Origin of the sequence: Vibrio hangzhouensis (assembly GCF_900107935.1) — a bacterium.
GTDB lineage: Bacteria > Pseudomonadota > Gammaproteobacteria > Enterobacterales > Vibrionaceae > Vibrio > Vibrio hangzhouensis.
Map to the genome: position 1 here is coordinate 14,797 of NZ_FNVG01000025.1, position 18,464 is coordinate 33,260.

The 18,464-nt window shown below is 49.3% G+C and carries 21 protein-coding genes; 9 read left to right on the forward strand and 12 right to left on the reverse strand.

Features of this window, described 5'->3' with window-relative positions:
* The first annotated feature begins 142 nt into the window (after window positions 1-142).
* On the forward strand, window positions 143-565 hold the full coding sequence (locus C4S60_RS19190) for a secondary thiamine-phosphate synthase enzyme YjbQ (protein ID WP_103881956.1): 423 nt from the start codon (window positions 143-145) through the stop codon (window positions 563-565).
* Between the two features lie 42 nt (window positions 566-607).
* On the opposite strand, the gene alr is transcribed toward C4S60_RS19190, so the two are convergent.
* On the reverse strand, window positions 608-1,696 hold the full coding sequence (gene alr / locus C4S60_RS19195) for an alanine racemase (protein WP_208623289.1): 1,089 nt from the start codon (window positions 1,694-1,696) through the stop codon (window positions 608-610).
* A 21-nt stretch (window positions 1,697-1,717) separates the two neighbouring features.
* A complete protein-coding gene (locus C4S60_RS19200) occupies window positions 1,718-3,112 on the reverse strand; it encodes a replicative DNA helicase (protein WP_103882001.1) in 1,395 nt (464 codons plus the stop codon).
* 177 nt (window positions 3,113-3,289) lie between these two features.
* Between C4S60_RS19200 and C4S60_RS19205 the strand changes: the two genes are divergently transcribed.
* The gene (locus tag C4S60_RS19205) at window positions 3,290-4,057 is read left to right on the forward strand and encodes a DUF481 domain-containing protein (protein ID WP_103882002.1); all 768 of its coding nucleotides are present in this window, start codon (window positions 3,290-3,292) and stop codon (window positions 4,055-4,057) included.
* A 64-nt stretch (window positions 4,058-4,121) separates the two neighbouring features.
* On the opposite strand, the gene rplI is transcribed toward C4S60_RS19205, so the two are convergent.
* The 8 genes from rplI to kefG form a co-directional block, all read right to left on the reverse strand.
* Window positions 4,122-4,574: a 50S ribosomal protein L9 gene (gene rplI / locus C4S60_RS19210; protein WP_103881958.1), complete on the reverse strand. Its 453-nt coding sequence runs from the start codon at window positions 4,572-4,574 to the stop codon at window positions 4,122-4,124.
* A gap of 33 nt (window positions 4,575-4,607) precedes the next feature.
* Complete coding sequence (gene rpsR / locus C4S60_RS19215) at window positions 4,608-4,835, reverse strand: 30S ribosomal protein S18 (RefSeq protein ID WP_000090472.1); 228 nt, start codon at window positions 4,833-4,835, stop codon at window positions 4,608-4,610.
* Window positions 4,836-4,911: 76 nt separating this feature from the next.
* A complete protein-coding gene (rpsF, locus tag C4S60_RS19220; protein ID WP_103881959.1) occupies window positions 4,912-5,292 on the reverse strand; it encodes a 30S ribosomal protein S6 in 381 nt (126 codons plus the stop codon).
* Between the two features lie 188 nt (window positions 5,293-5,480).
* A complete protein-coding gene (locus C4S60_RS19225) occupies window positions 5,481-6,422 on the reverse strand; it encodes an isoaspartyl peptidase/L-asparaginase family protein (RefSeq protein WP_103881960.1) in 942 nt (313 codons plus the stop codon).
* 72 nt (window positions 6,423-6,494) lie between these two features.
* Window positions 6,495-7,052, reverse strand: coding sequence for a peptidylprolyl isomerase (gene slyD, locus C4S60_RS19230; protein ID WP_103881961.1), 558 nt, complete (start codon window positions 7,050-7,052; stop codon window positions 6,495-6,497).
* Window positions 7,053-7,186: 134 nt separating this feature from the next.
* Window positions 7,187-7,390 (reverse strand): YheV family putative zinc ribbon protein, encoded by a 204-nt coding sequence (locus tag C4S60_RS19235; RefSeq protein ID WP_103881962.1) that lies wholly within the window; start codon window positions 7,388-7,390, stop codon window positions 7,187-7,189.
* A 24-nt stretch (window positions 7,391-7,414) separates the two neighbouring features.
* On the reverse strand, window positions 7,415-9,211 hold the full coding sequence (gene kefB, locus C4S60_RS19240) for a glutathione-regulated potassium-efflux system protein KefB (protein WP_103881963.1): 1,797 nt from the start codon (window positions 9,209-9,211) through the stop codon (window positions 7,415-7,417).
* Window positions 9,195-9,809: a glutathione-regulated potassium-efflux system ancillary protein KefG gene (kefG, locus tag C4S60_RS19245; RefSeq protein ID WP_103881964.1), complete on the reverse strand. Its 615-nt coding sequence runs from the start codon at window positions 9,807-9,809 to the stop codon at window positions 9,195-9,197. The genes kefB and kefG overlap by 17 nt, the downstream gene beginning before the upstream one ends.
* Before the next feature lie 199 nt (window positions 9,810-10,008).
* Here kefG and C4S60_RS19250 point away from each other — a divergent pair, with 199 nt between their 5' ends.
* Window positions 10,009-11,928, forward strand: a complete 1,920-nt coding sequence (locus tag C4S60_RS19250; RefSeq protein WP_103881965.1) for an ABC transporter ATP-binding protein — start codon at window positions 10,009-10,011, stop codon at window positions 11,926-11,928.
* Window positions 11,928-12,407: a TIGR02444 family protein gene (locus C4S60_RS19255; protein ID WP_103881966.1), complete on the forward strand. Its 480-nt coding sequence runs from the start codon at window positions 11,928-11,930 to the stop codon at window positions 12,405-12,407. Before C4S60_RS19250 ends, C4S60_RS19255 begins: the two co-directional genes overlap by 1 nt.
* Here C4S60_RS19255 and C4S60_RS19260 read toward each other — a convergent pair.
* The gene (locus tag C4S60_RS19260) at window positions 12,397-12,993 is read right to left on the reverse strand and encodes a LysE family translocator (RefSeq protein WP_103881967.1); all 597 of its coding nucleotides are present in this window, start codon (window positions 12,991-12,993) and stop codon (window positions 12,397-12,399) included. The genes C4S60_RS19255 and C4S60_RS19260 overlap by 11 nt on opposite strands.
* 118 nt (window positions 12,994-13,111) lie before the next feature.
* On the opposite strand from C4S60_RS19260, the gene C4S60_RS19265 reads away from it, so the two are divergent.
* The 5 genes from C4S60_RS19265 to crp all read left to right on the forward strand — a co-directional run bounded on the left by C4S60_RS19265 (window position 13,112) and on the right by crp (window position 17,601).
* Window positions 13,112-14,500 (forward strand): aminotransferase-like domain-containing protein, encoded by a 1,389-nt coding sequence (locus tag C4S60_RS19265; protein ID WP_103881968.1) that lies wholly within the window; start codon window positions 13,112-13,114, stop codon window positions 14,498-14,500.
* On the forward strand, window positions 14,497-15,474 hold the full coding sequence (locus tag C4S60_RS19270; protein WP_103881969.1) for a hydrolase: 978 nt from the start codon (window positions 14,497-14,499) through the stop codon (window positions 15,472-15,474). The genes C4S60_RS19265 and C4S60_RS19270 overlap by 4 nt, the downstream gene beginning before the upstream one ends.
* A gap of 47 nt (window positions 15,475-15,521) precedes the next feature.
* Window positions 15,522-15,734, forward strand: coding sequence for a YheU family protein (locus C4S60_RS19275; RefSeq protein ID WP_103881970.1), 213 nt, complete (start codon window positions 15,522-15,524; stop codon window positions 15,732-15,734).
* A gap of 121 nt (window positions 15,735-15,855) precedes the next feature.
* A complete protein-coding gene (locus C4S60_RS19280) occupies window positions 15,856-16,725 on the forward strand; it encodes a phosphoribulokinase (protein WP_103881971.1) in 870 nt (289 codons plus the stop codon).
* 243 nt (window positions 16,726-16,968) lie between these two features.
* Window positions 16,969-17,601, forward strand: a complete 633-nt coding sequence (gene crp / locus C4S60_RS19285) for a cAMP-activated global transcriptional regulator CRP (protein WP_004410522.1) — start codon at window positions 16,969-16,971, stop codon at window positions 17,599-17,601.
* A 70-nt stretch (window positions 17,602-17,671) separates the two neighbouring features.
* Here crp and C4S60_RS19290 read toward each other — a convergent pair whose 3' ends face one another.
* The gene (locus tag C4S60_RS19290) at window positions 17,672-18,463 is read right to left on the reverse strand and encodes a DUF1338 domain-containing protein (RefSeq protein ID WP_103881972.1); all 792 of its coding nucleotides are present in this window, start codon (window positions 18,461-18,463) and stop codon (window positions 17,672-17,674) included.
* Window position 18,464 lies beyond the last annotated feature (1 nt).

The following is an 18,464-nucleotide window of genomic DNA, read 5'->3' on the forward strand; positions in this document are numbered from 1 at the left end:
GATTTGGTAATAAATTTTCAGGCCCAATTATGAACCAGAGCCATTACGCTCACCTTGAGTTAGGTCACGTAACGGTTCACAATATAAACAAAATAGGTGAACACCCTATCATTAAGCAGCACAATAATACAGAGGAGCCAGCATGTGGCAACAAAAGACATTGCATCTGAATGCAAGAAAACGCGGATTTCACCTGATCACTGATGAAATTGAACAACAACTGCCACAAATCAAACACTACTCTGTAGGTTTACTACACCTGTTCATCCAACATACCTCGGCCAGTCTGACCTTAAATGAGAATGCCGATCCGACTGTCAGAGCCGACATGGAAAGTCATTTTAATCGCTACGTGCCAGAAAACGCCCCATACTACAAACATACCTACGAAGGCAGCGATGACATGCCTGCCCACATCAAAAGTTCCTTACTAGGTTCAAGTGTGACGATTCCGATCAGCAACGGTCGTTTAGCTTTGGGAACATGGCAGGGCATCTATCTGGGAGAGCACCGAGATTTTGGTGGTGAGAGAAGGGTGATTGCCACCTTACAGGGCAATGGCTAGACGGCGAACAATAAAAAAGAGCCCAAACCGGGCTCTTTATTTTCAGATGTTATCGACTGGACTATAACTCATTTCCACGCGGGAAGTCAGTTTCGTCACCAACTCGTAGGCAATCGTGCCTATGTGCCTGGCGACCTCTTCAGATGGCAAGGCCTCGCCCCACAATATAGCCTCATCACCAACACGCTCGGTGGCCTCGGGTCCCAGATCGACCGTCAGCATATCCATGGAAACACGACCAGAGATAGGCACTTTGCGGCCATTCACCAACACAGGAGTTCCATTCGGTGCGGTACGCGGGTATCCATCACCATAACCAATCGCAATCACGCCCACTTTGGTGTCACGCTGACTGGTCCAGGCTGCCCCATAGCCGACACTTTCGCCCTTTTTCACATCACGAACAGCGATCAAATGTGACTTTAGCGTCATGACAGGCTGAAAACCCATCTCCGCAGCTGTCTTATCTCCAAAGGGAGAAACGCCGTACATGATAATACCGGGACGAACCCAGTCCATGCGACTGGACTGCCATTCGAGCAGTCCCGCCGATGCCGCCATGGAACGTTCGCCATTGCACCCTTCAGTCAACGACATAAACCGTTCGATTTGCAGCTGCGTCATTGGGTTTTCCAATTCATCGGCACAGCCAAAATGGCTCATGTAACGCAGCGGTTTTGCGACATTGTTGCAGTGATGCAAGCGTTCGACAAACTCTTGGTACTGCTCTTCACGAACACCAAGGCGATGCATGCCACTGTCGACTTTCAGCCAGACAACTACTGGGGTTTCCAAATCTGCCTGTTCCAACGCCTCCAGCTGTTCGTAGCAATGCACGACGGTCTGAATATTATTGGTGACCAGCACCGGTAAATCATTAGGGGAGTAAAAACCCTCAAGCAAAAGAATCGGCTTTACCACGCCGCAGGCTCTAAGCTGCAGCGCCTCTTCAATACGGGCAACGCCAAACGCATCTGCACCCAGTGCATGCTTAGCTATGTGCCTTAAGCCGTGCCCGTAGCCATTAGCCTTAACAACGGCCATGACTTTGCTTTGTGGGGCTTTTTGTTTAATACGTTGTAAATTGTGGGCAAGCGCCTCCAGGTTGATGTGCGCCGTCGCCGCCTTCATATAACTCATACGTCTGCCCTACTATTCTTCATCAAACGCAGGACCTGCGTAATTATCAAAGCGGGAATATTGCCCCTGGAAAGTCAGTCGCACCGAACCGATAGGACCGTTACGCTGCTTACCAATGATGATCTCGGCAATCCCTTTCAGCGCACTGTCTGGGTGATACACCTCGTCACGATAGATAAACATGATCAAGTCGGCATCCTGCTCGATAGAGCCTGATTCACGAAGGTCTGAGTTCACCGGGCGTTTATCGGCACGTTGTTCAAGCGAGCGGTTAAGCTGCGATAGTGCCACAACAGGGACGTTCAGCTCTTTGGCGAGCGCTTTCAATGAGCGCGAAATCTCAGCAATCTCCAGCGTGCGGTTGTCGGACAAGGAAGGCACGCGCATCAACTGAAGGTAGTCGACCATGATCAGACTCAGACCACCATGCTCACGGGCAATACGGCGAGCTCGGGAGCGAACTTCGGTCGGTGTCAGACCAGAACTGTCGTCTATGTACATGTTCTTCTTTTCCATGAGCATGCCCATGGTGGTGGAGATCTTGGCCCAATCCTCATCATCCAGCTGACCAGTACGTATTTTGGTTTGATCGACACGTGATAAGGACGCCAGCATACGCATCATGATCTGTTCGGCCGGCATCTCCAGTGAAAAGATAAGTACCGGTTTGTCTTGTGACATCGCAGCATTTTCACACAAGTTCATCGCAAACGTGGTTTTACCCATCGACGGACGTGCCGCCACAATCACCAAATCTGAGCCCTGTAAACCAGCCGTTTTCTTATTCAGATCATTAAAGCCGGTGGTCACGCCCGTTACACCGTCTTGCGGTGTTTTGTAAAGGATTTCAATACGCTCTAGTGTTTTTTCAAGAATGTTATCGACATTCTGCGGGCCTTCATTTTCGCTGGTGCGTTCTTCAGCAATCTTGAAAACCTTACTCTCTGCCATGTCCAGCAGATCTTCCGATGACCGACCCTGCGGATCATAACCGGCGTCCGCTATTTCATTCGCAACTCCAATCAGATTGCGCACCAGCGCCCGTTCCGCCACGATATCGGCGTAGGCGTTAATGTTTGCTGCGCTTGGGGTGTTTTTGGCCAGATCGGCCAGATAAGCGAAGCCTCCGACATCATCCAACTGCTCACGCAGTTCGAGAAACTCTGACAGGGTAATCAGGTCGAGCGGTTTGCTCTCTTCAAGCAGTGATTTGATACCTTCAAAAATCAAACGATGTGGTCGACTGTAAAAGTCACTACTGAGGACCTTTTCCGCTACCGTGTCCCAGCGCTCATTATCTAATAACAACCCACCGAGTACCGATTGCTCTGCCTCCAGCGAGTGAGGCGGGACCTTCACCGCGTCTACTTGAGCATCTTTAGTTTTTTGATTTCGGATATCCGCCATGACTCTACTCGACAACACACTATGACCCACCATTATATACTCAAAATAAGTTAGGGCTAAAGTAAAGAAAACGCGACTAAAACGATAAATCCTCAATCAATATTTGACCTATTGCTGACGATGGACGAATATGCCACACATATAATCCCAGCCCCATTTGCATATCGTGAGGTTTTTGTGTCAAAGAAACTGCTTGTTAGCCTAGCATTGCTTGCCTCACCTGCGATCTATGCTGAAGAGTTTCTCCCTTCCAGCGATAGCGATGATGCACCTCCATCTCCTCTCCAGACCGAAGTGGAATTTGGCTACCAAGCTCACTCTGGGAACACCGATTCTCAATCGCTCAACGCTCGAGTGGCAGCGGAATACACCCAGGGGCGTCACCGTACCAGTGGTGAATGGAAGTACTATCAATTGTACAAAAACGGCGATGAGGACAAAAACCAGCAAAACTACCTGCTGCAAACGGACTATAAGTTAGGCCCTAAGGCGTACCTGTACGGCAACTACAACGGCTTTTCATCGCTCTATAGCTCTTACTATGAGGATCACACCGTTTCTGGTGGTTTGGGTTATCAGATAGCCAATACCAAAACTTTGCTGTTTGAGGTAGAAGTCGGTCCGGGTTACCGTTATCAGGAGCCCAACGTGGATGAGATCGACGATAAAGACATTATCTTTCCAAATATCGTCAGGGAAGCCATTGTGCGGGGCAACATCAATCTGCTTTGGAAGCCTTTAAACAATCTGACACTGGGGACAAAACTCACCACCACCAGTGGTAAAAGTAATACGCGTTTTGATACCGAGGTCAATGTTACCAACGCCATTACCGAAACCATCGCTCTCAAAGTAGCCTACGACAGTCAGTATCACAGCAAGGTGCCAGGCACTTTGAGCAAACGCGATTCGATTTTTACCGTGAATCTGTTGTTTAGCTTTTAGTTAGAAAATTCCAAAAAAAAACACCAGCCGAAGCTGGTGTTTTTCATTGTTCTTCTGACTGAAATTACTCAGCAGCAACAACTTGTAGGTTCACAGTAGCGAATACTTCAGAGTGAAGTTGAACGCTGATTTCGAACTCACCAGTTGTGCGTAGAGCACCTTCAGGTAGGCGAACTTCGCTCTTAGCTACTTCAACGCCAGCTGCAGTGATTGCATCAGCGATGTCACGAGTACCGATAGAACCGAATAGTTTGCCTTCGTCACCAGCTTTAGAAGCGATAACAACTGCTTCTAGAGCGTTAACTTTTTCAGCACGAGCTTCAGCAGCAGATAGTTGCTCAGCTACTTTAGCTTCTAGTTCAGCGCGACGAGCTTCGAACATTTCAACGTTAGATTTAGTTGCCATTACAGCCTTACCTTGAGGGATAAGGAAGTTACGAGCGTAACCAGATTTAACGTTAACTGTATCGCCAAGACCACCTAGGTTACCGATTTTATCAAGTAGAATAACTTGCATTGTTTAATCCTCTTTCTTAATAAACGGTGCCGATTACTGATGCTTATCAGTGTATGGCAGTAGAGCTAGGTAGCGTGAACGCTTGATAGCGCGCGCTAGCTGACGCTGATATTTAGCGCTTGTACCAGTGATACGGCTAGGTACGATTTTACCAGCTTCAGTGATGTAGTTTTTAAGAGTTGCTACGTCTTTGTAATCAATCTCTTGAACGCCTTCTGCAGTGAAACGGCAGAATTTACGACGACGGAAGAAACGAGCCATGGGCTATCTCCTGATCTAATTTAAAGTCTTGTTGTCGGTAATTGAATCAATTACCAAGTACTAAATGAGTAATAAATTACTCTGCAGCTGCTTCTGGCTTAGCTTCAGTACGCTCTTCGCGACGTGGAGCACGCTCTTCTTTCTGCTTAAGCATGATAGAAGGCTCAGTGATTGCTGTTTTAGTACGCATAATCATGTTACGTAGAACTGCATCGTTAAAACGGAAAGCAGTTTCTAGCTCATCAATAGCTTCTTGTGGCGCTTCAACGTTCATTAGAACGTAGTGAGCTTTGTGAAGCTTGTTGATTGGGTAAGCCAGTTGACGACGACCCCAGTCTTCTAGACGGTGGATAGTACCGTTAGCTTCAGTGATAGAACCAGTGTAACGCTCGATCATGCCAGCAACTTGCTCGCTTTGATCAGGGTGCACCATGAATACGATTTCGTAATGACGCATTGGTTGCTCCTTACGGATTATTAGCTTCCACGTTTGGCTCGGTCGTCCAGAGGAAGCAAGGAACTAATAAAAAAGACCGAGAATTAAGGACCGCGAATGTTACAGAAAGGACGCAAAATAAGCAAGCAGTTTTAATAACTTCAGAGCCGAGAACCTAGGACCCAGGACCTAAGAACCGAAATTCCTTACTATTCATCAGCATAGATTTTGACGCACAAGTCTCCACTGACGTCTATTGACGCACGATACATACCGGTGCTGTTCATCGCAAAATGCACCTCACCGTTGGCGTCGATAGCAATCAAACCGCCTTCTCCGCCCATATCTTTTAGCTCACCCTGAATGACAGACTCAGATGCCGTGCGCACGTCTTCTTGCAGATAACGCATACGCGCCGCCACATCCCCCGCCACGGTTTTACGGATAAAGTACTCACCCATTCCGGTCGTCGACACCGCAACGTTATCGTTTTCTGCGTAAGTTCCCGCGCCAATGATGGCCGTGTCACCTACCCGGCCATACTTTTTGTTGGTCACGCCACCAGTGCTGGTCGCAGCCGCCAGGTTACCGTGACTATCGAGTGCTACCGCACCCACCGTACCGTATTTTTTGTCATCCGGGTATTTGGACTCAGACAAGGCAAACAGTCCTTTTTGTTTCATGGACTGCAACTGCTCATAACGCCGCTCTGTGAAGAAATAATCCTGTTCGGTGTAGTCATAGCCACGCTCAAAGGCAAACGTCTCTGCACCTTCACCTATCAACATCACATGGTCACTGTCCAGCATGACATCTTTTGCCAGCTCAACAGGATTGCGAATATGACGAACCCCGGCAACGGCGCCGGCATTCATGCTTGCCCCATGCATCACTGACGCATCCATTTCCACCATTTCACAATGGGTCAGCACCGAGCCTTTACCGGCATTAAAATGAGGCGAGTCTTCCATCACCTTAACCGCTGCCACGGCCGCCTCCAGTGCATCACCACCTGAGCCCAGAATATCGGCGCCGGCCTGCACCGAGCGCGTTAGCGCATCCAGAATCTCTTGTTTCAGCGACTCGCTCATTTGCTCACGAAGTATCGTGCCTGCACCGCCATGAATTGCGATGGCGAAAGGCTTAGTCATACACCCTGTCCTTTTCTTAGTCTTATAAAACGACAAAGACCTCCCATTGGGAGGCCTTTGTATCAATTGCGATTAGTGAGAGCCGCAACCGCCGCCACCGCAGCAGCCTTCTTCTTTCTCACCGTGGCCTTCGCCACCACAGCAACCGCCTTCATGGTCGTGACCAGCCTGATGAATGTGACCGTGCTCGATTTCTTCTGCTGTCGCTTCACGAAGTGCAACCACTTCAACGTCAAAAGTCAGGGTTTGACCAGCAAGCATGTGGTTACCATCAACCACCACTTCGTCACCGTCGACTTCTGTTACTTCAACAGGGATTGGACCCTGATCCGTATCCGCCAGGAAGCGCATGCCCACTTCGATGGTATCCACACCCTGGAATACGTTAGCAGGTACACGTTGAACAAGCGCATCGTTGTGCTCGCCGTATGCGTCCTCTGGAGAAACTGTCGCCGTGAACTTGTCACCAGCTTCTTTGCCTTCAAGTTCCTTTTCCAGGCCAACGATTAGGTTGTTGTGACCGTGTAGGTAATCTAGAGGTGCTTCAACTGTTGATTGATCAACAACAACACCATCTTCAGTTTTTACTTGGTACGCTAGGCTTACTACAGCGTTCTTAGTAACTTTCATGTGCACTCCAAAGGATTGGCATCGAGGCAACGGGGCTAGTACGACAAGCGCTTAGTGCGCCACCACCTCTAAAAAATAAATCCGCCTTTAAGCGGCGTGTCCGCATATTATGGGGACAGAAATAAGAAACTCAATCATTCAGGCTTAAAAATTCCGATTAATTCCTCATCACTGCGTTCAGTTTTTTCTACAGTCTTGGGCGTGCGCTGCTCGGTAAACTCACAATCGACACACTCCACCCACTCAATATTGTTTTCAATCCACCAGCGCAGACTGTCCTGGGTGGCGCAGCCAGGGCAACTGGCCCCGGCAATAAATCGCTTTTTAATACTGCTCATGCTACTTCCTATGATTCGGGACCTTCAGTCCCAGAAATTTCGAGACTGGCGATCATTTTCCATTTCGCGGCCAAAAATCTCTTCGAGTTCTTTGCGCGCTTCTTTCGCTCTTTGCGCCAGCTGTTTGTCCTCACTGTGCTGAGGTAACAACTCTTTGAGCATCGCATTATCCAGCTTTCTGAAGTGCGCTTCTGCGCGCTTGGCCTCATAAGGGTGAAAACCGAGCTCAACTAACGCCTGACGACCAAGGTCGAGTGCTCCCAAAAACGTCTCACGAGAATAACAGTTAACCCCATGGTTCATCAGCTGGTAGGCCTCAACCCGACTTCGTGCTCGCGCCAGCACTTTCAGTTTCGGAAAATGCTTATGGCACAGATCCACCACTTCCATAATCTCTTCCGGCGAGTCAGTGCACACGATGATCGCCTCCGCTTTATCAGCCCCCGCTGCCCGCAGTAAATCGACCTGCGTAGCATCGCCATAAAACACTTTATATCCATATTTCCTTAACAGATGGATTTGGCTCGCATCACTCTCTAATACGGTAATTTTCACCTTGTTAGCGTACATCAATCGACCGACAATCTGGCCAAAACGGCCAAATCCGGCGATGATGACACGCGGCTGGCGGTCTTTCACATCGGTTTTTATCGACGTTTCTTGTTCCTGATTAAGCGACTTCTCAAACCACTTTTTCTGCGCCATTAATAACAGTGGGGTCGTCACCATCGACAAACTGACCACAACCAGCAGAAATGCCGACTCCTCAGCAGGTAACAAACCTTGATTGCTGGCAGCAGTAAAGATAACGAAAGCAAATTCACCGCCCTGACTGAGTATCGCCGCCATTTTGCTGCGAGCTTTCGGGCGAATGCCAAATAGGCGCGCCAGTACATACAGCAACAGCCCCTTGATGATCACCAAAGACACCACAGCCATAAGCACTTTAAACGGCTCAGAGATCAACAGCCCAAGGTTTACCGCCATCCCGACCGCAATAAAGAACAGCCCCAAAAGCAGCCCTTTGAAAGGTTCGATCGCGATCTCGAGCTCATGACGATACTCGCTCTCCGCAAGTAGCACGCCAGCCAGAAAGGTTCCTAACGCCATCGACAGTCCGAGTTTCTGCATAAATGCCGCGATGCCAACGACCAGCAGCAGCGCTGCTACGGTGAAAAGTTCACGCACACCGCTCATCACCACGTAACGGAACAAGGGGCGAATCAAATAGTGACCAGCCACCAACAGTCCCAGGATCCCTGCCAGCATCCAGAGTATGTCCGCCCAGTTACCTGTGGTATTACCCGCCAGCACTGGTAGCAGCGCTAACATAGGAATCACGGCGATATCCTGGAACAGCAGCACCGCAAACCCTGACTGTCCGGTCTCTCCACCAGCCAGCCCCTGCTCCTCTATCACCCGCAGCGCAATAGCGGTTGAAGAAAGGGCCAGACCCATGCCGATGGCCAGGCTCGTTTGCCAGGAAAGATTGAACAGATAAGCAATGGAAGACAGGGCTAAAGTGGTAATGACAACCTGAGCACCGCCCAACCCGAGGATCGGCACGCGCATCTGCCACAGTTTTTTCGGATTCAGCTCCAGTCCAATCAAAAACAGCAGCAACACCACACCAAATTCAGCAAAGTGCAGGATTTCATCCACATCACTTATCAGCCCCAACCCCCACGGACCTATCGCCACACCGGCCAGTAAATACCCCAGCACACTGCCCAGTCCGAATCGTTGGGCAATGGGTACCGCAACAACCGCCGCAGACAGGAAAATAACGCTGCTTTGCAGAAAATCACTCGTCATTGCCATGGGACACCTCCTGAACGTTGAGTGTCGCGGCAATCAGGGATTCATCGTACGGATTCATTAACCACTGACGATACAGTTCCGCGTGCTGGTAACGCTCCAAATCATCCACACGTCGGGACCAATACAGCACCAGAGGCTCTATCCAGTGCATTTTGCATAGCGCAGCGGTCAGCTCAAAAGGCTGAAGAATTTGCTCCAACGGATATTTATTGTAGCCAGACTGACTGAACGCCGACTCCTTACCCCCGGTGGTAATCACGCTGCGCCAATGTCGGCCTTCAAGCGCACAATCATCCCCAAACGCAAAGCCTTTACCCAGCACCCGGTCTATCCACTCTTTGAGCAGCGATGGACACGAGTACATATAAAGTGGATGCTGGAACACGATCACATCATGCTCTAACAGCAACTGATGCTCAGCGTTAACATCAATGAAAAAGTCGGGATACAGCGCGTAGAGATCTCTGAGCGTGACATTATCAAGTGATTGAATCCTCTTGAGCATCACCTGATTTGCAATCGAGTTCTGTGGCTCCGGGTGGGCATAAATCACCAGGACTCGCGGAGATTGGGCAGAGCTTTTAATTCCTGAAGTCATTCCCTGAAATCTGTCCTTATACAACCTAGCTACCCCCTGTCATGATCAGGGGCAATCAAAATGATTCGCAACTAAAGCATTCTATTTTTGTTATCAGTTTGATCCATCATAACCCAAATCGGATAATGATCGACATTTATCCACTTTGCCCCTAGTATTCGGGGGTCAAAAACTCAATAACTAGCTAGCTGTAATTCATATGATCACCTTCTCCGACATTCAATTGCTTCGAGGTGGTAAACCACTCCTCGATCAAGCCTCTGCGACTATTCACCCAGGTGATAAAGTAGGTTTAGTCGGCAAAAACGGCTGTGGTAAATCCACTCTGTTTGCGCTGTTAAAAGACGAACTGTCCATCGATGCCGGTACGTTCAATCAACCTTCTCATTGGGAGCTGGCCTGGGTAGCACAGGAGACCCCGGCACTAGAGCGCAGTGCGATTGAATATGTGATCGACGGTGATCGAGAGTATCGCGCACTGGAGCGAGAACTGCTAACAGCCGAACAGCAAGACAACGGCACGCTCGTTGCTGAATTGCACGGTAAAATCGAAGTCATTGGAGGTTACAGCATCCGCGCCCGCGCTGCTGAGCTTCTTGATGGTCTGGGATTTAGCCAGGAGCAAATGACCTGGAATCTGACTCAGTTTTCCGGGGGCTGGCGTATGCGTCTGAATCTGGCTCAGGCCCTATTGTGTCGCTCAGATTTGCTGCTGCTTGATGAACCGACCAACCACTTGGACTTGGATGCGGTGATGTGGCTGGAGCGCTGGCTACAAAACTACCCGGGGACTCTGATCCTGATTTCTCACGACCGAGATTTTTTGGATCCGATCGTCGGACGTATTATCCATATTGAAAACCAGCTACTCAACGAATACACCGGCAACTACTCTTCGTTTGAAGATCAGCGCGCTCAAAAACTGATCCTACAACAAGCCCAGTTTCAGAAGCAGCAAAAGCAAATGGCCCACATGCAGAAGTATATCGATCGCTTCCGCTACAAAGCCTCAAAAGCACGTCAGGCACAGAGCCGAATCAAGGCTCTGGAACGCATGGAAAAAGTGCTGCCGGCTCAATTTGATAACCCATTTAGCTTTGAATTCAGAGAGCCTGCCGCGCTGCCCAATCCCATCATCATGATGGACGATGTGTCAGCAGGCTACGATGACAACATGATCCTTGAGAAAATCCGTCTCAACCTGGTGCCAGGAAGCCGTATCGGCCTTCTAGGACGCAATGGTGCCGGTAAATCGACGCTGATTAAACTGCTGTCCGGTGAACTAAGCGCCAAAGGTGGCGATCTTAACTACTCTCAAGGTGTCAAGATTGGTTATTTTGCCCAGCATCAACTGGAAACCCTGCACCCAGAAGAAACCCCACTGCAGCACATGATGCAGATCGCGCCGCAGCATACGGAACAACAGTTACGTGACTATTTAGGCAGCTTTGGCTTTCAGGGCGATAAGGCTCTGGAGAAAGTGGCGCCGTTTTCCGGGGGGGAAAAAGCTCGCCTGGTGCTGGCTCTCATCGTTTGGCAAAAACCAAACCTGCTGCTTCTCGACGAACCGACCAACCACCTGGATCTGGACATGCGTCAGGCTCTGACGCTGGCATTGCAGACCTTCGAAGGTGCGATGGTCATTGTCAGTCACGATCGCTACTTGCTTCGCGCCACCACCGACGATCTCTATCTGGTGCATGATCGTCAGGTTGCGCCATTCAACGGTGATCTGGTGGATTACTATAAATGGCTGACTGAACAGCAAAAGCTGGAACGAAAAGAAGCACAAGAGAGCGAACCGGACAAGTCCTCCAACAACAGTGCTGCGGCGAAAAAAGAACAGAAACGCAAAGAGGCGGAGTTCAGAAAGCAAACGGCACCAATTCGCAAAACACTGACAAAACTCGAAGAAAAAATGGATAAGTTATCCGCCCTTGTCGCCGAAGCAGAAGAACAGTTGTCAGATTCTTCTCTGTATGATGCGGAAAATAAAGCTAAACTCAATGAAGTACTTGCCAAACAGGCCAGCAGTAAATCCGAACTCGAAGACGTCGAAATGGAATGGATGGCTCAGCAAGAAGTCCTTGAGCAGATGGAACAGGAATTTAATCAGTAATGAGCACAGCGCACGCTTCTTCCTCACTCACCCTGGAGCACCTCTGGCAGTTTAGCCTGCAATACTACAGTGTGCGTGAAGTGAAGGAAGCGTGCCTGAACCTGCAGAATCAGTTTCACGGCAACGTCAATCTATTGCTGCTGCTCAAATGGCTCGATGAGCAACGCCTGCGTTTTCAGGCAGAAGACTGGCATTTAGTTCAAGCCTGCCTGGGTCGTACCGAAAAGTTGTTACATCAATATCGCGAGATACGTCGTCAGCTCAAACATGCCGTCGTCGACAGCTTGTATCGTGAAGCGCTTGAATTTGAACTCAGCTTAGAGAAACAGCAACAGTCCGATTTGGTTGACTGCATCAATCAGCTGACACTGGTCGAACCCGGATCCGATCCCCTGGTTATGCTTTACTGTCGTCAGCTAGGCGCCGAGCATCTTGGGGTTATTTTTGCCAGACCCTTCAGCGAATTTCCTACCAGATAAACACCACACAAGATGCCGTCAGGGCAGCCATGCTGGAATTAAACCGGCGCCAGGCGATAGGGGTAGACAGCCAACGCCTGATCAGTGTGCCAAACCCAACCCACACCGAAGACGTCTGGATTTGTACCACCAGAAAAATCACCGAAATCCCAATCAGAGACCACCAATAAAATTCCCCGGCAACCGCAAAAGAACTGACCGCCGTTACCGACATCACCCAGGCCTTTGGATTGAGGTACTGGAACAACATCGCCTCCAGGCAGGTCATCGGTGTCGCTTGTGTATCGCTCTCCCCTTTATTGATACCTGCAGTGAGAATGCGCCACGCCAGATACAACAGATACCCGCTCCCTAACCATTTCAGTACCTCCTGAACCACGGGATAGGTTTTGAACACCACTCCCAGTCCAATTCCGTTCAGCAAGATCAAACTGATCAATCCCATGCCGATGCCGAGAAAATGAGGAATAGAACGCAGATAGCCAAAGTTGGCCCCTGATGCGGTTAGCATCACATTGTTGGGCCCTGGGGTGCCCGTCATCACAACCGCGAATAACGCCACCGATACGAAAAATGACCAGTCCATGTACTCCCTCCAAAATTGTACCGATACAATTTTAATATTTACGTTGATTTATTGTTAATTAGCCGACAAAATAACCCTATCAAACCGCTATAATTGACGCAAAGGATTTATTGTCACCATGACAATCGAGACAATGACGGTGTACAAACAAGATCCCACACCGATCTACAAACAAATCGCCGATCAGATCGCCACGAGGATCGAATCAGGTGAGCTGGCCAGCAACACTAAGCTGCCAACGCACCGATGGTTGGCTGATAAGCTTAATGTCACCGTAGGCACCATCACACGTGCTTACGCGGAAATCGAGCGCCGCGGATTGGTCGAAGCACGCGTCGGCGCCGGCACCTACGTTGCCGATAACAGCAAACCAAGCTGGGCCTTTGAACAAAGCAGTATCGATCCGAACGAGTACAATTTTGGCTACAACATTCCGCCTCTGCTGGATCGCAGCAACATGGTCAAGCAAGCCATGCAAAGGATCGCCAGTTCGCCTTCACATCTCAATCAACTGATGCTGTATCAACCACCCAGCGGGCTGGAGGCTCATCGTAATGTCGTCGCAGACTGGCTAAAGACTAAAGGGATCAAGCTTCACAGCCACCGATTACTGTTCAGTTCGGGGGCTCAGCACGCCATTCAGATGGTGCTGGATACCTTTACCCGTGCCGGGGATACCGTACTGGTGGAGAAGTACACCTACCCGGGTATGATCAGTCTGGCCAGACAAAATCAACTGACGCTTAAAGGTGTAGAGATGGATGAACTGGGCATTACGCCCGAATCTCTGGATGTCTGCTGTCAGCGATACTCGCCCCGTTTTGTCTACCTAACGCCGACTCTGCAAAATCCCACGACCGCCATCATGCCTGAAGAACGCCGTCTGGAGATCTTAAGAGTATGTGAGAAACACGACGTATATGTTATTGAGGATGAGATCAACAGTCTGTTGTTACCCTGCCCACCAGAACCTATGGTCAACTATGCACCGGAGCGAGTGATCCACATAGGTGCCTTCTCTAAATGTCTGGCTCCCGGATTACGCGTTGGTTATCTCAGTGCACCGGAAAAACTGCATCAAAAACTGGTTGTGACTCTGCAAACCCACAGCTGGATGATCAGTCCGATATTGACGGCTCTGACCTGCGAAATGCTCGCTTCAGGCGATGCTGAGCGTAATCTGACTCTGATCCAACAAGAGATGAAAAAGCGCATCGATGTTGCGTTAGGATCACTGAAGCAGTTTGACGTTCGCTATCAACAGGGCGGGCTTCATATCTGGCTCACTCTGCCAGAACACTGGCGTCTGAGTGAATTCGTCTCTCAGGCCGATGCGATGGGAATTACCGTCAAGTCAGGGGAGCTGTTTGCACCGCCGGGTGGCTCCGTTGCGCCAGCAATAAGACTGTCGCTCAGTTCACCACAAACGATCGAGCAACTACAATTAGGCGTAGATAAACTTAAAACACTGTTACTGTCGAATACTGTGAGTACCTATACGTTATGAGTACCTATCGCTTTATCGCTGCCAAGGGGCTTGCCAATCCTCACCTGCAGACCCTAATCCCCCGTTTCGTGCGCCGCCGCACTCTGTTTGAACCTGTGTGGGAAACTCTGGATACGCCTGATGGGGATTTTGTCGAGCTGGCGTGGAGTGAAGCACCACACTCACTTTCGGCTCAAAGCAAACCCGTGTTCATTTTATTTCATGGTCTGGAGGGCAGCTTTGACAGTCCTTACGCCAATGGACTCATGCATGCCTTTGCTCAACACGGCTGGTTGTCGGTGATGATGCACTTTCGCGGCTGCGGACCCACGCCTAACCGACTCGCCCGGGCATACCATTCGGGTGAAATCTGGGATGCGCGGCAATTCATTGAGCTTTTGGATCATCGTTACCCAAATGCTAAAAAGGTGGCCGTCGGCATCTCTCTGGGTGGCAATATGCTCACCAATTATCTCGCCCACTTTGGCGATGATAGTAAACTTGACGCAGCCACAGTGGTCTCTGCGCCCCTCAATCTGGCCGCGTGTGCGCAACGCATTGAGCAAGGCTTCTCTCGGGTCTATCGCTCTTATTTACTCAGTTCAATGAAAAAGAACGCCCTGAATAAACTTCACCTATTGAGGGACGCACTGGGGCTGACAGAAGAGCGGATTCGCAACATGCAGCGATTGTACGAATTTGATGATCTCATCACGGCTCCTCTGCACGGTTTTCGTGATGCCGACGATTACTACCAGCGCTGTTCAGGCCTGCAAAGGGTGTGTGACATCACCATTCCTACCCAATTTATTCATGCCAAAGACGACCCATTTATGACTCACGATGTCATCCCCAATTTCGCCCTTCCCGCACACATCAATTACCGGCTGCAGGAGCGAGGGGGGCATGTAGGCTTTATGACCGGTTCTTTGCGAAAACCCAGATTCTGGCTAGAAGAAACTCTGCCAAACGACTATCAACACCTTAAAGGTTAGCGACGAGCGATGGTATACTCAGCCCGTCATAACATTGAGAGGTATTTATGATCATTCCCTGGCAGCAGATTGCCCCTGACACACTCGATAATCTGATCAAAGAGTTCGTACTCAGAGAAGGTACCGACTATGGTGAGCAAGAGGTGTCGCTCGACGACAAAGTACGTCATGTACGTCAACAACTGGAGACGGGTGAAGCCGTGATCGTGTTCTCTGAATTGCATGAAACGGTCGACATCAAGCAACGCCGATCGCTGTAATTAACCTCGTACTGACAAACAAGTGCTATAGTAAAACGCTATTGAACCTAAATTGAATCAGTCAGTCTAACCCGTTAATTGGGTTAACAAAAATCTATTAAAAAAATACACAGGAAGTGTTATGTCAGCAAAACACCCTATTATTGCTGTGACAGGCTCCTCAGGAGCCGGAACAACGACGACGTCAGAAGCCTTTCGCAAGATGTTCAATATGATGGACATCAAGCCCGCATTTATTGAAGGCGACAGCTTTCACCGATTCACACGCCCAGAGATGGATATCGAAATCCGTAAGGCGAAAGAGCAAGGCAAACACATCAGTTACTTTGGACCTCAGGCCAATGATTTTCCGGCACTTGAGGAATTCTTCCGTAACTATGGACAAAATGGCACAGGCCAGTTCCGCCGCTACCTTCATACCTTTGATGAAGCCGTTCCGTATAACCAAATGCCGGGGACCTTTACCCCCTGGCAGGATCTGCCGGAGCAGACGGACGTCCTGTTTTACGAAGGTTTACATGGGGGCGTTGTCGATGGCGGCGTCAACGCCGCACAACACGTTGACCTATTGATTGGTATGGTGCCTATCGTCAACCTGGAATGGATTCAAAAATTCGTTCGTGATACCCGTGACCGTGGCCACTCACGTGAGGCCGTGACCGACTCAATTGTTCGCTCCATGGATGACTATCTGAGCTACATCACGCCGCAGTTTTCCCGTACCCATATCAACTTCCAGCGAGTACCGACCGTTGACACCTCCAATCCACTCAATGCCAAAGGCATTCCCAGTCTGGATGAAAGTTTTGTGGTGATCCGGCTACGTGGTATTAAGAACGTCGATTTTCCGTATCTGCTGGCGATGATTGATGGCTCGTTTATGTCGCGCCACAACACTATCGTGGTGCCCGGCGGTAAGATGAGTTTTGCCATGGAATTAATCGTCCGACCGATACTTCAGCAGCTCATAGAAACCGGGAAAATAGGTTAGCTTTTCTGTCTTAACCTTAGATGATTTTTTATACCGTGATCATGTGCACAGTTTTGTATAGAAAAATGGTCTTTTGACACGATTAAAATCAAGAAAATCGGCGCAAAAAAGGATACTATTTCATGGAAACAGAAGATCGCTTGCGCCATCTTCAAAGTGCTTTTATGCTAGTAAGTCTTAACCAACGGACTTGCTAACAAATATGGAAAGCAGCAAGCATACCCTGCAGAGGAAGTAAGATATATGGTTCTAGGTAAACCTCAAACCGACCCAACGTTAGAGTGGTTCCTTTCACACTGCCACATTCACAAGTATCCTTCTAAGAGCACGCTTATCCATGCGGGCGAGAAAGCAGAGACACTTTACTACATCGTAAAAGGTTCTGTTGCGGTACTGATCAAAGATGAAGAAGGCAAAGAGATGATCTTGTCTTACCTTAACCAAGGTGACTTCATCGGTGAGCTAGGCTTATTCGAAGAGGACCAGGAACGTACGGCATGGGTACGAGCGAAATCTCCTTGTGAAGTAGCGGAAATCTCATTCAAGAAGTTCCGTCAGCTGATTCAAGTGAACCCAGACATCCTAATGCGCTTATCCGCTCAGATGGCAAGTCGTCTACAAGTGACAAGCCAAAAAGTAGGTGATCTGGCGTTCCTGGACGTAACGGGCCGTATTGCTCAAACGCTACTTAACCTAGCGAAGCAACCTGATGCTATGACTCACCCGGACGGCATGCAAATCAAGATCACTCGTCAAGAGATTGGCCAGATTGTTGGCTGTTCTCGTGAGACAGTGGGGCGTATTCTTAAGATGTTGGAAGAGCAGAACCTTATCTCTGCTCATGGTAAGACTATCGTTGTTTACGGTACTCGCTAAGTAATCGCAAACAAAATTTAAAAAGCCACCTCAGGGTGGCTTTTTTATTATGCGAAAACTTCAGTAACGTTTACTGATGCGTGCTCTCAAAAATTTTGTCAGCAGAGGCAGCAACAAACCCCTGATAGTAGGTGCCATCTTCAAGCTGGTAGCGCTTAGCAAACTCGTAGAAGCCACCAGGAACCACGTGTTCTCCGCCACTGAACATCACGGCCACTTTATCGGCCATGGTCGACGACTGCTCCAACAGTACGTCAGGGGAGCCTTTCACTTCACCACCAGACTCATTAATGGCAAATCCGGCCTCACGCAAGTGTTGGTTGACGTCAACCACCTCCTGGAAACGCTCAAGCTGGTTCACACTTACGGTAAAGTGGTTGGCCCCGTACCCGTGCGCTGCTAACCATGACGCATATTCACTCTCTTCCGCCAGCGTTTGGAAGTCTTCATGGCTGACGTCCCATAAACGTCCACCATACAAAAACTCAGCTGAAGAAAGTTTAGTTTCATCAACTTGCGCGACCAGTTTCGCTACGATGTTTTGCAACGCCTCAGAACACAGCTCGACTCTCAATTCACTGATAAACACTTTCGGCAACAGTGAATTGCTGTGTTCCAGATGGATCGCGGCCAGTTTTTTGGCCTCGAAAACGTAGTCACCGGACACCTGGTAACCAAGATCGAGAAATGGCTTTGCCAGAGTCTCGATTCCCAGAGGTGCGACATTGAAAGTGCGCAGTGCAATGTGGTCATTGATCAACGCTTCATCTTCTTTGAGCAAAGTGTGAACCTTCTCAGCAGAAGGGCACAGTCTGGTGATATAGTCTTGCCAAAGGTGGTCAAACAAAGCTTCTACTGTCATT

What these genes read in the sequence shown, in the direction of transcription:
- C4S60_RS19190 (WP_103881956.1), top strand. Translation starts at nt 143, where the DNA reads ATGTGGCAACAAAAGACATTGCATCTGAATGCAAGAAAACGCGGATTT.
- alr (WP_208623289.1), bottom strand. Translation starts at nt 1,696, where the DNA reads ATGAAGGCGGCGACGGCGCACATCAACCTGGAGGCGCTTGCCCACAAT.
- C4S60_RS19200 (WP_103882001.1), bottom strand. Translation starts at nt 3,112, where the DNA reads ATGGCGGATATCCGAAATCAAAAAACTAAAGATGCTCAAGTAGACGCG.
- rplI (WP_103881958.1), bottom strand. Translation starts at nt 4,574, where the DNA reads ATGCAAGTTATTCTACTTGATAAAATCGGTAACCTAGGTGGTCTTGGC.
- rpsR (WP_000090472.1), bottom strand. Translation starts at nt 4,835, where the DNA reads ATGGCTCGTTTCTTCCGTCGTCGTAAATTCTGCCGTTTCACTGCAGAA.
- rpsF (WP_103881959.1), bottom strand. Translation starts at nt 5,292, where the DNA reads ATGCGTCATTACGAAATCGTATTCATGGTGCACCCTGATCAAAGCGAG.
- C4S60_RS19225 (WP_103881960.1), bottom strand. Translation starts at nt 6,422, where the DNA reads ATGACTAAGCCTTTCGCCATCGCAATTCATGGCGGTGCAGGCACGATA.
- slyD (WP_103881961.1), bottom strand. Translation starts at nt 7,052, where the DNA reads ATGAAAGTTACTAAGAACGCTGTAGTAAGCCTAGCGTACCAAGTAAAA.
- C4S60_RS19235 (WP_103881962.1), bottom strand. Translation starts at nt 7,390, where the DNA reads ATGAGCAGTATTAAAAAGCGATTTATTGCCGGGGCCAGTTGCCCTGGC.
- kefB (WP_103881963.1), bottom strand. Translation starts at nt 9,211, where the DNA reads ATGGCAATGACGAGTGATTTTCTGCAAAGCAGCGTTATTTTCCTGTCT.
- kefG (WP_103881964.1), bottom strand. Translation starts at nt 9,809, where the DNA reads ATGACTTCAGGAATTAAAAGCTCTGCCCAATCTCCGCGAGTCCTGGTG.
- C4S60_RS19250 (WP_103881965.1), top strand. Translation starts at nt 10,009, where the DNA reads ATGATCACCTTCTCCGACATTCAATTGCTTCGAGGTGGTAAACCACTC.
- C4S60_RS19255 (WP_103881966.1), top strand. Translation starts at nt 11,928, where the DNA reads ATGAGCACAGCGCACGCTTCTTCCTCACTCACCCTGGAGCACCTCTGG.
- C4S60_RS19260 (WP_103881967.1), bottom strand. Translation starts at nt 12,993, where the DNA reads ATGGACTGGTCATTTTTCGTATCGGTGGCGTTATTCGCGGTTGTGATG.
- C4S60_RS19265 (WP_103881968.1), top strand. Translation starts at nt 13,112, where the DNA reads ATGACAATCGAGACAATGACGGTGTACAAACAAGATCCCACACCGATC.
- C4S60_RS19270 (WP_103881969.1), top strand. Translation starts at nt 14,497, where the DNA reads ATGAGTACCTATCGCTTTATCGCTGCCAAGGGGCTTGCCAATCCTCAC.
- C4S60_RS19275 (WP_103881970.1), top strand. Translation starts at nt 15,522, where the DNA reads ATGATCATTCCCTGGCAGCAGATTGCCCCTGACACACTCGATAATCTG.
- C4S60_RS19280 (WP_103881971.1), top strand. Translation starts at nt 15,856, where the DNA reads ATGTCAGCAAAACACCCTATTATTGCTGTGACAGGCTCCTCAGGAGCC.
- crp (WP_004410522.1), top strand. Translation starts at nt 16,969, where the DNA reads ATGGTTCTAGGTAAACCTCAAACCGACCCAACGTTAGAGTGGTTCCTT.
- C4S60_RS19290 (WP_103881972.1), bottom strand. Translation starts at nt 18,463, where the DNA reads ATGACAGTAGAAGCTTTGTTTGACCACCTTTGGCAAGACTATATCACC.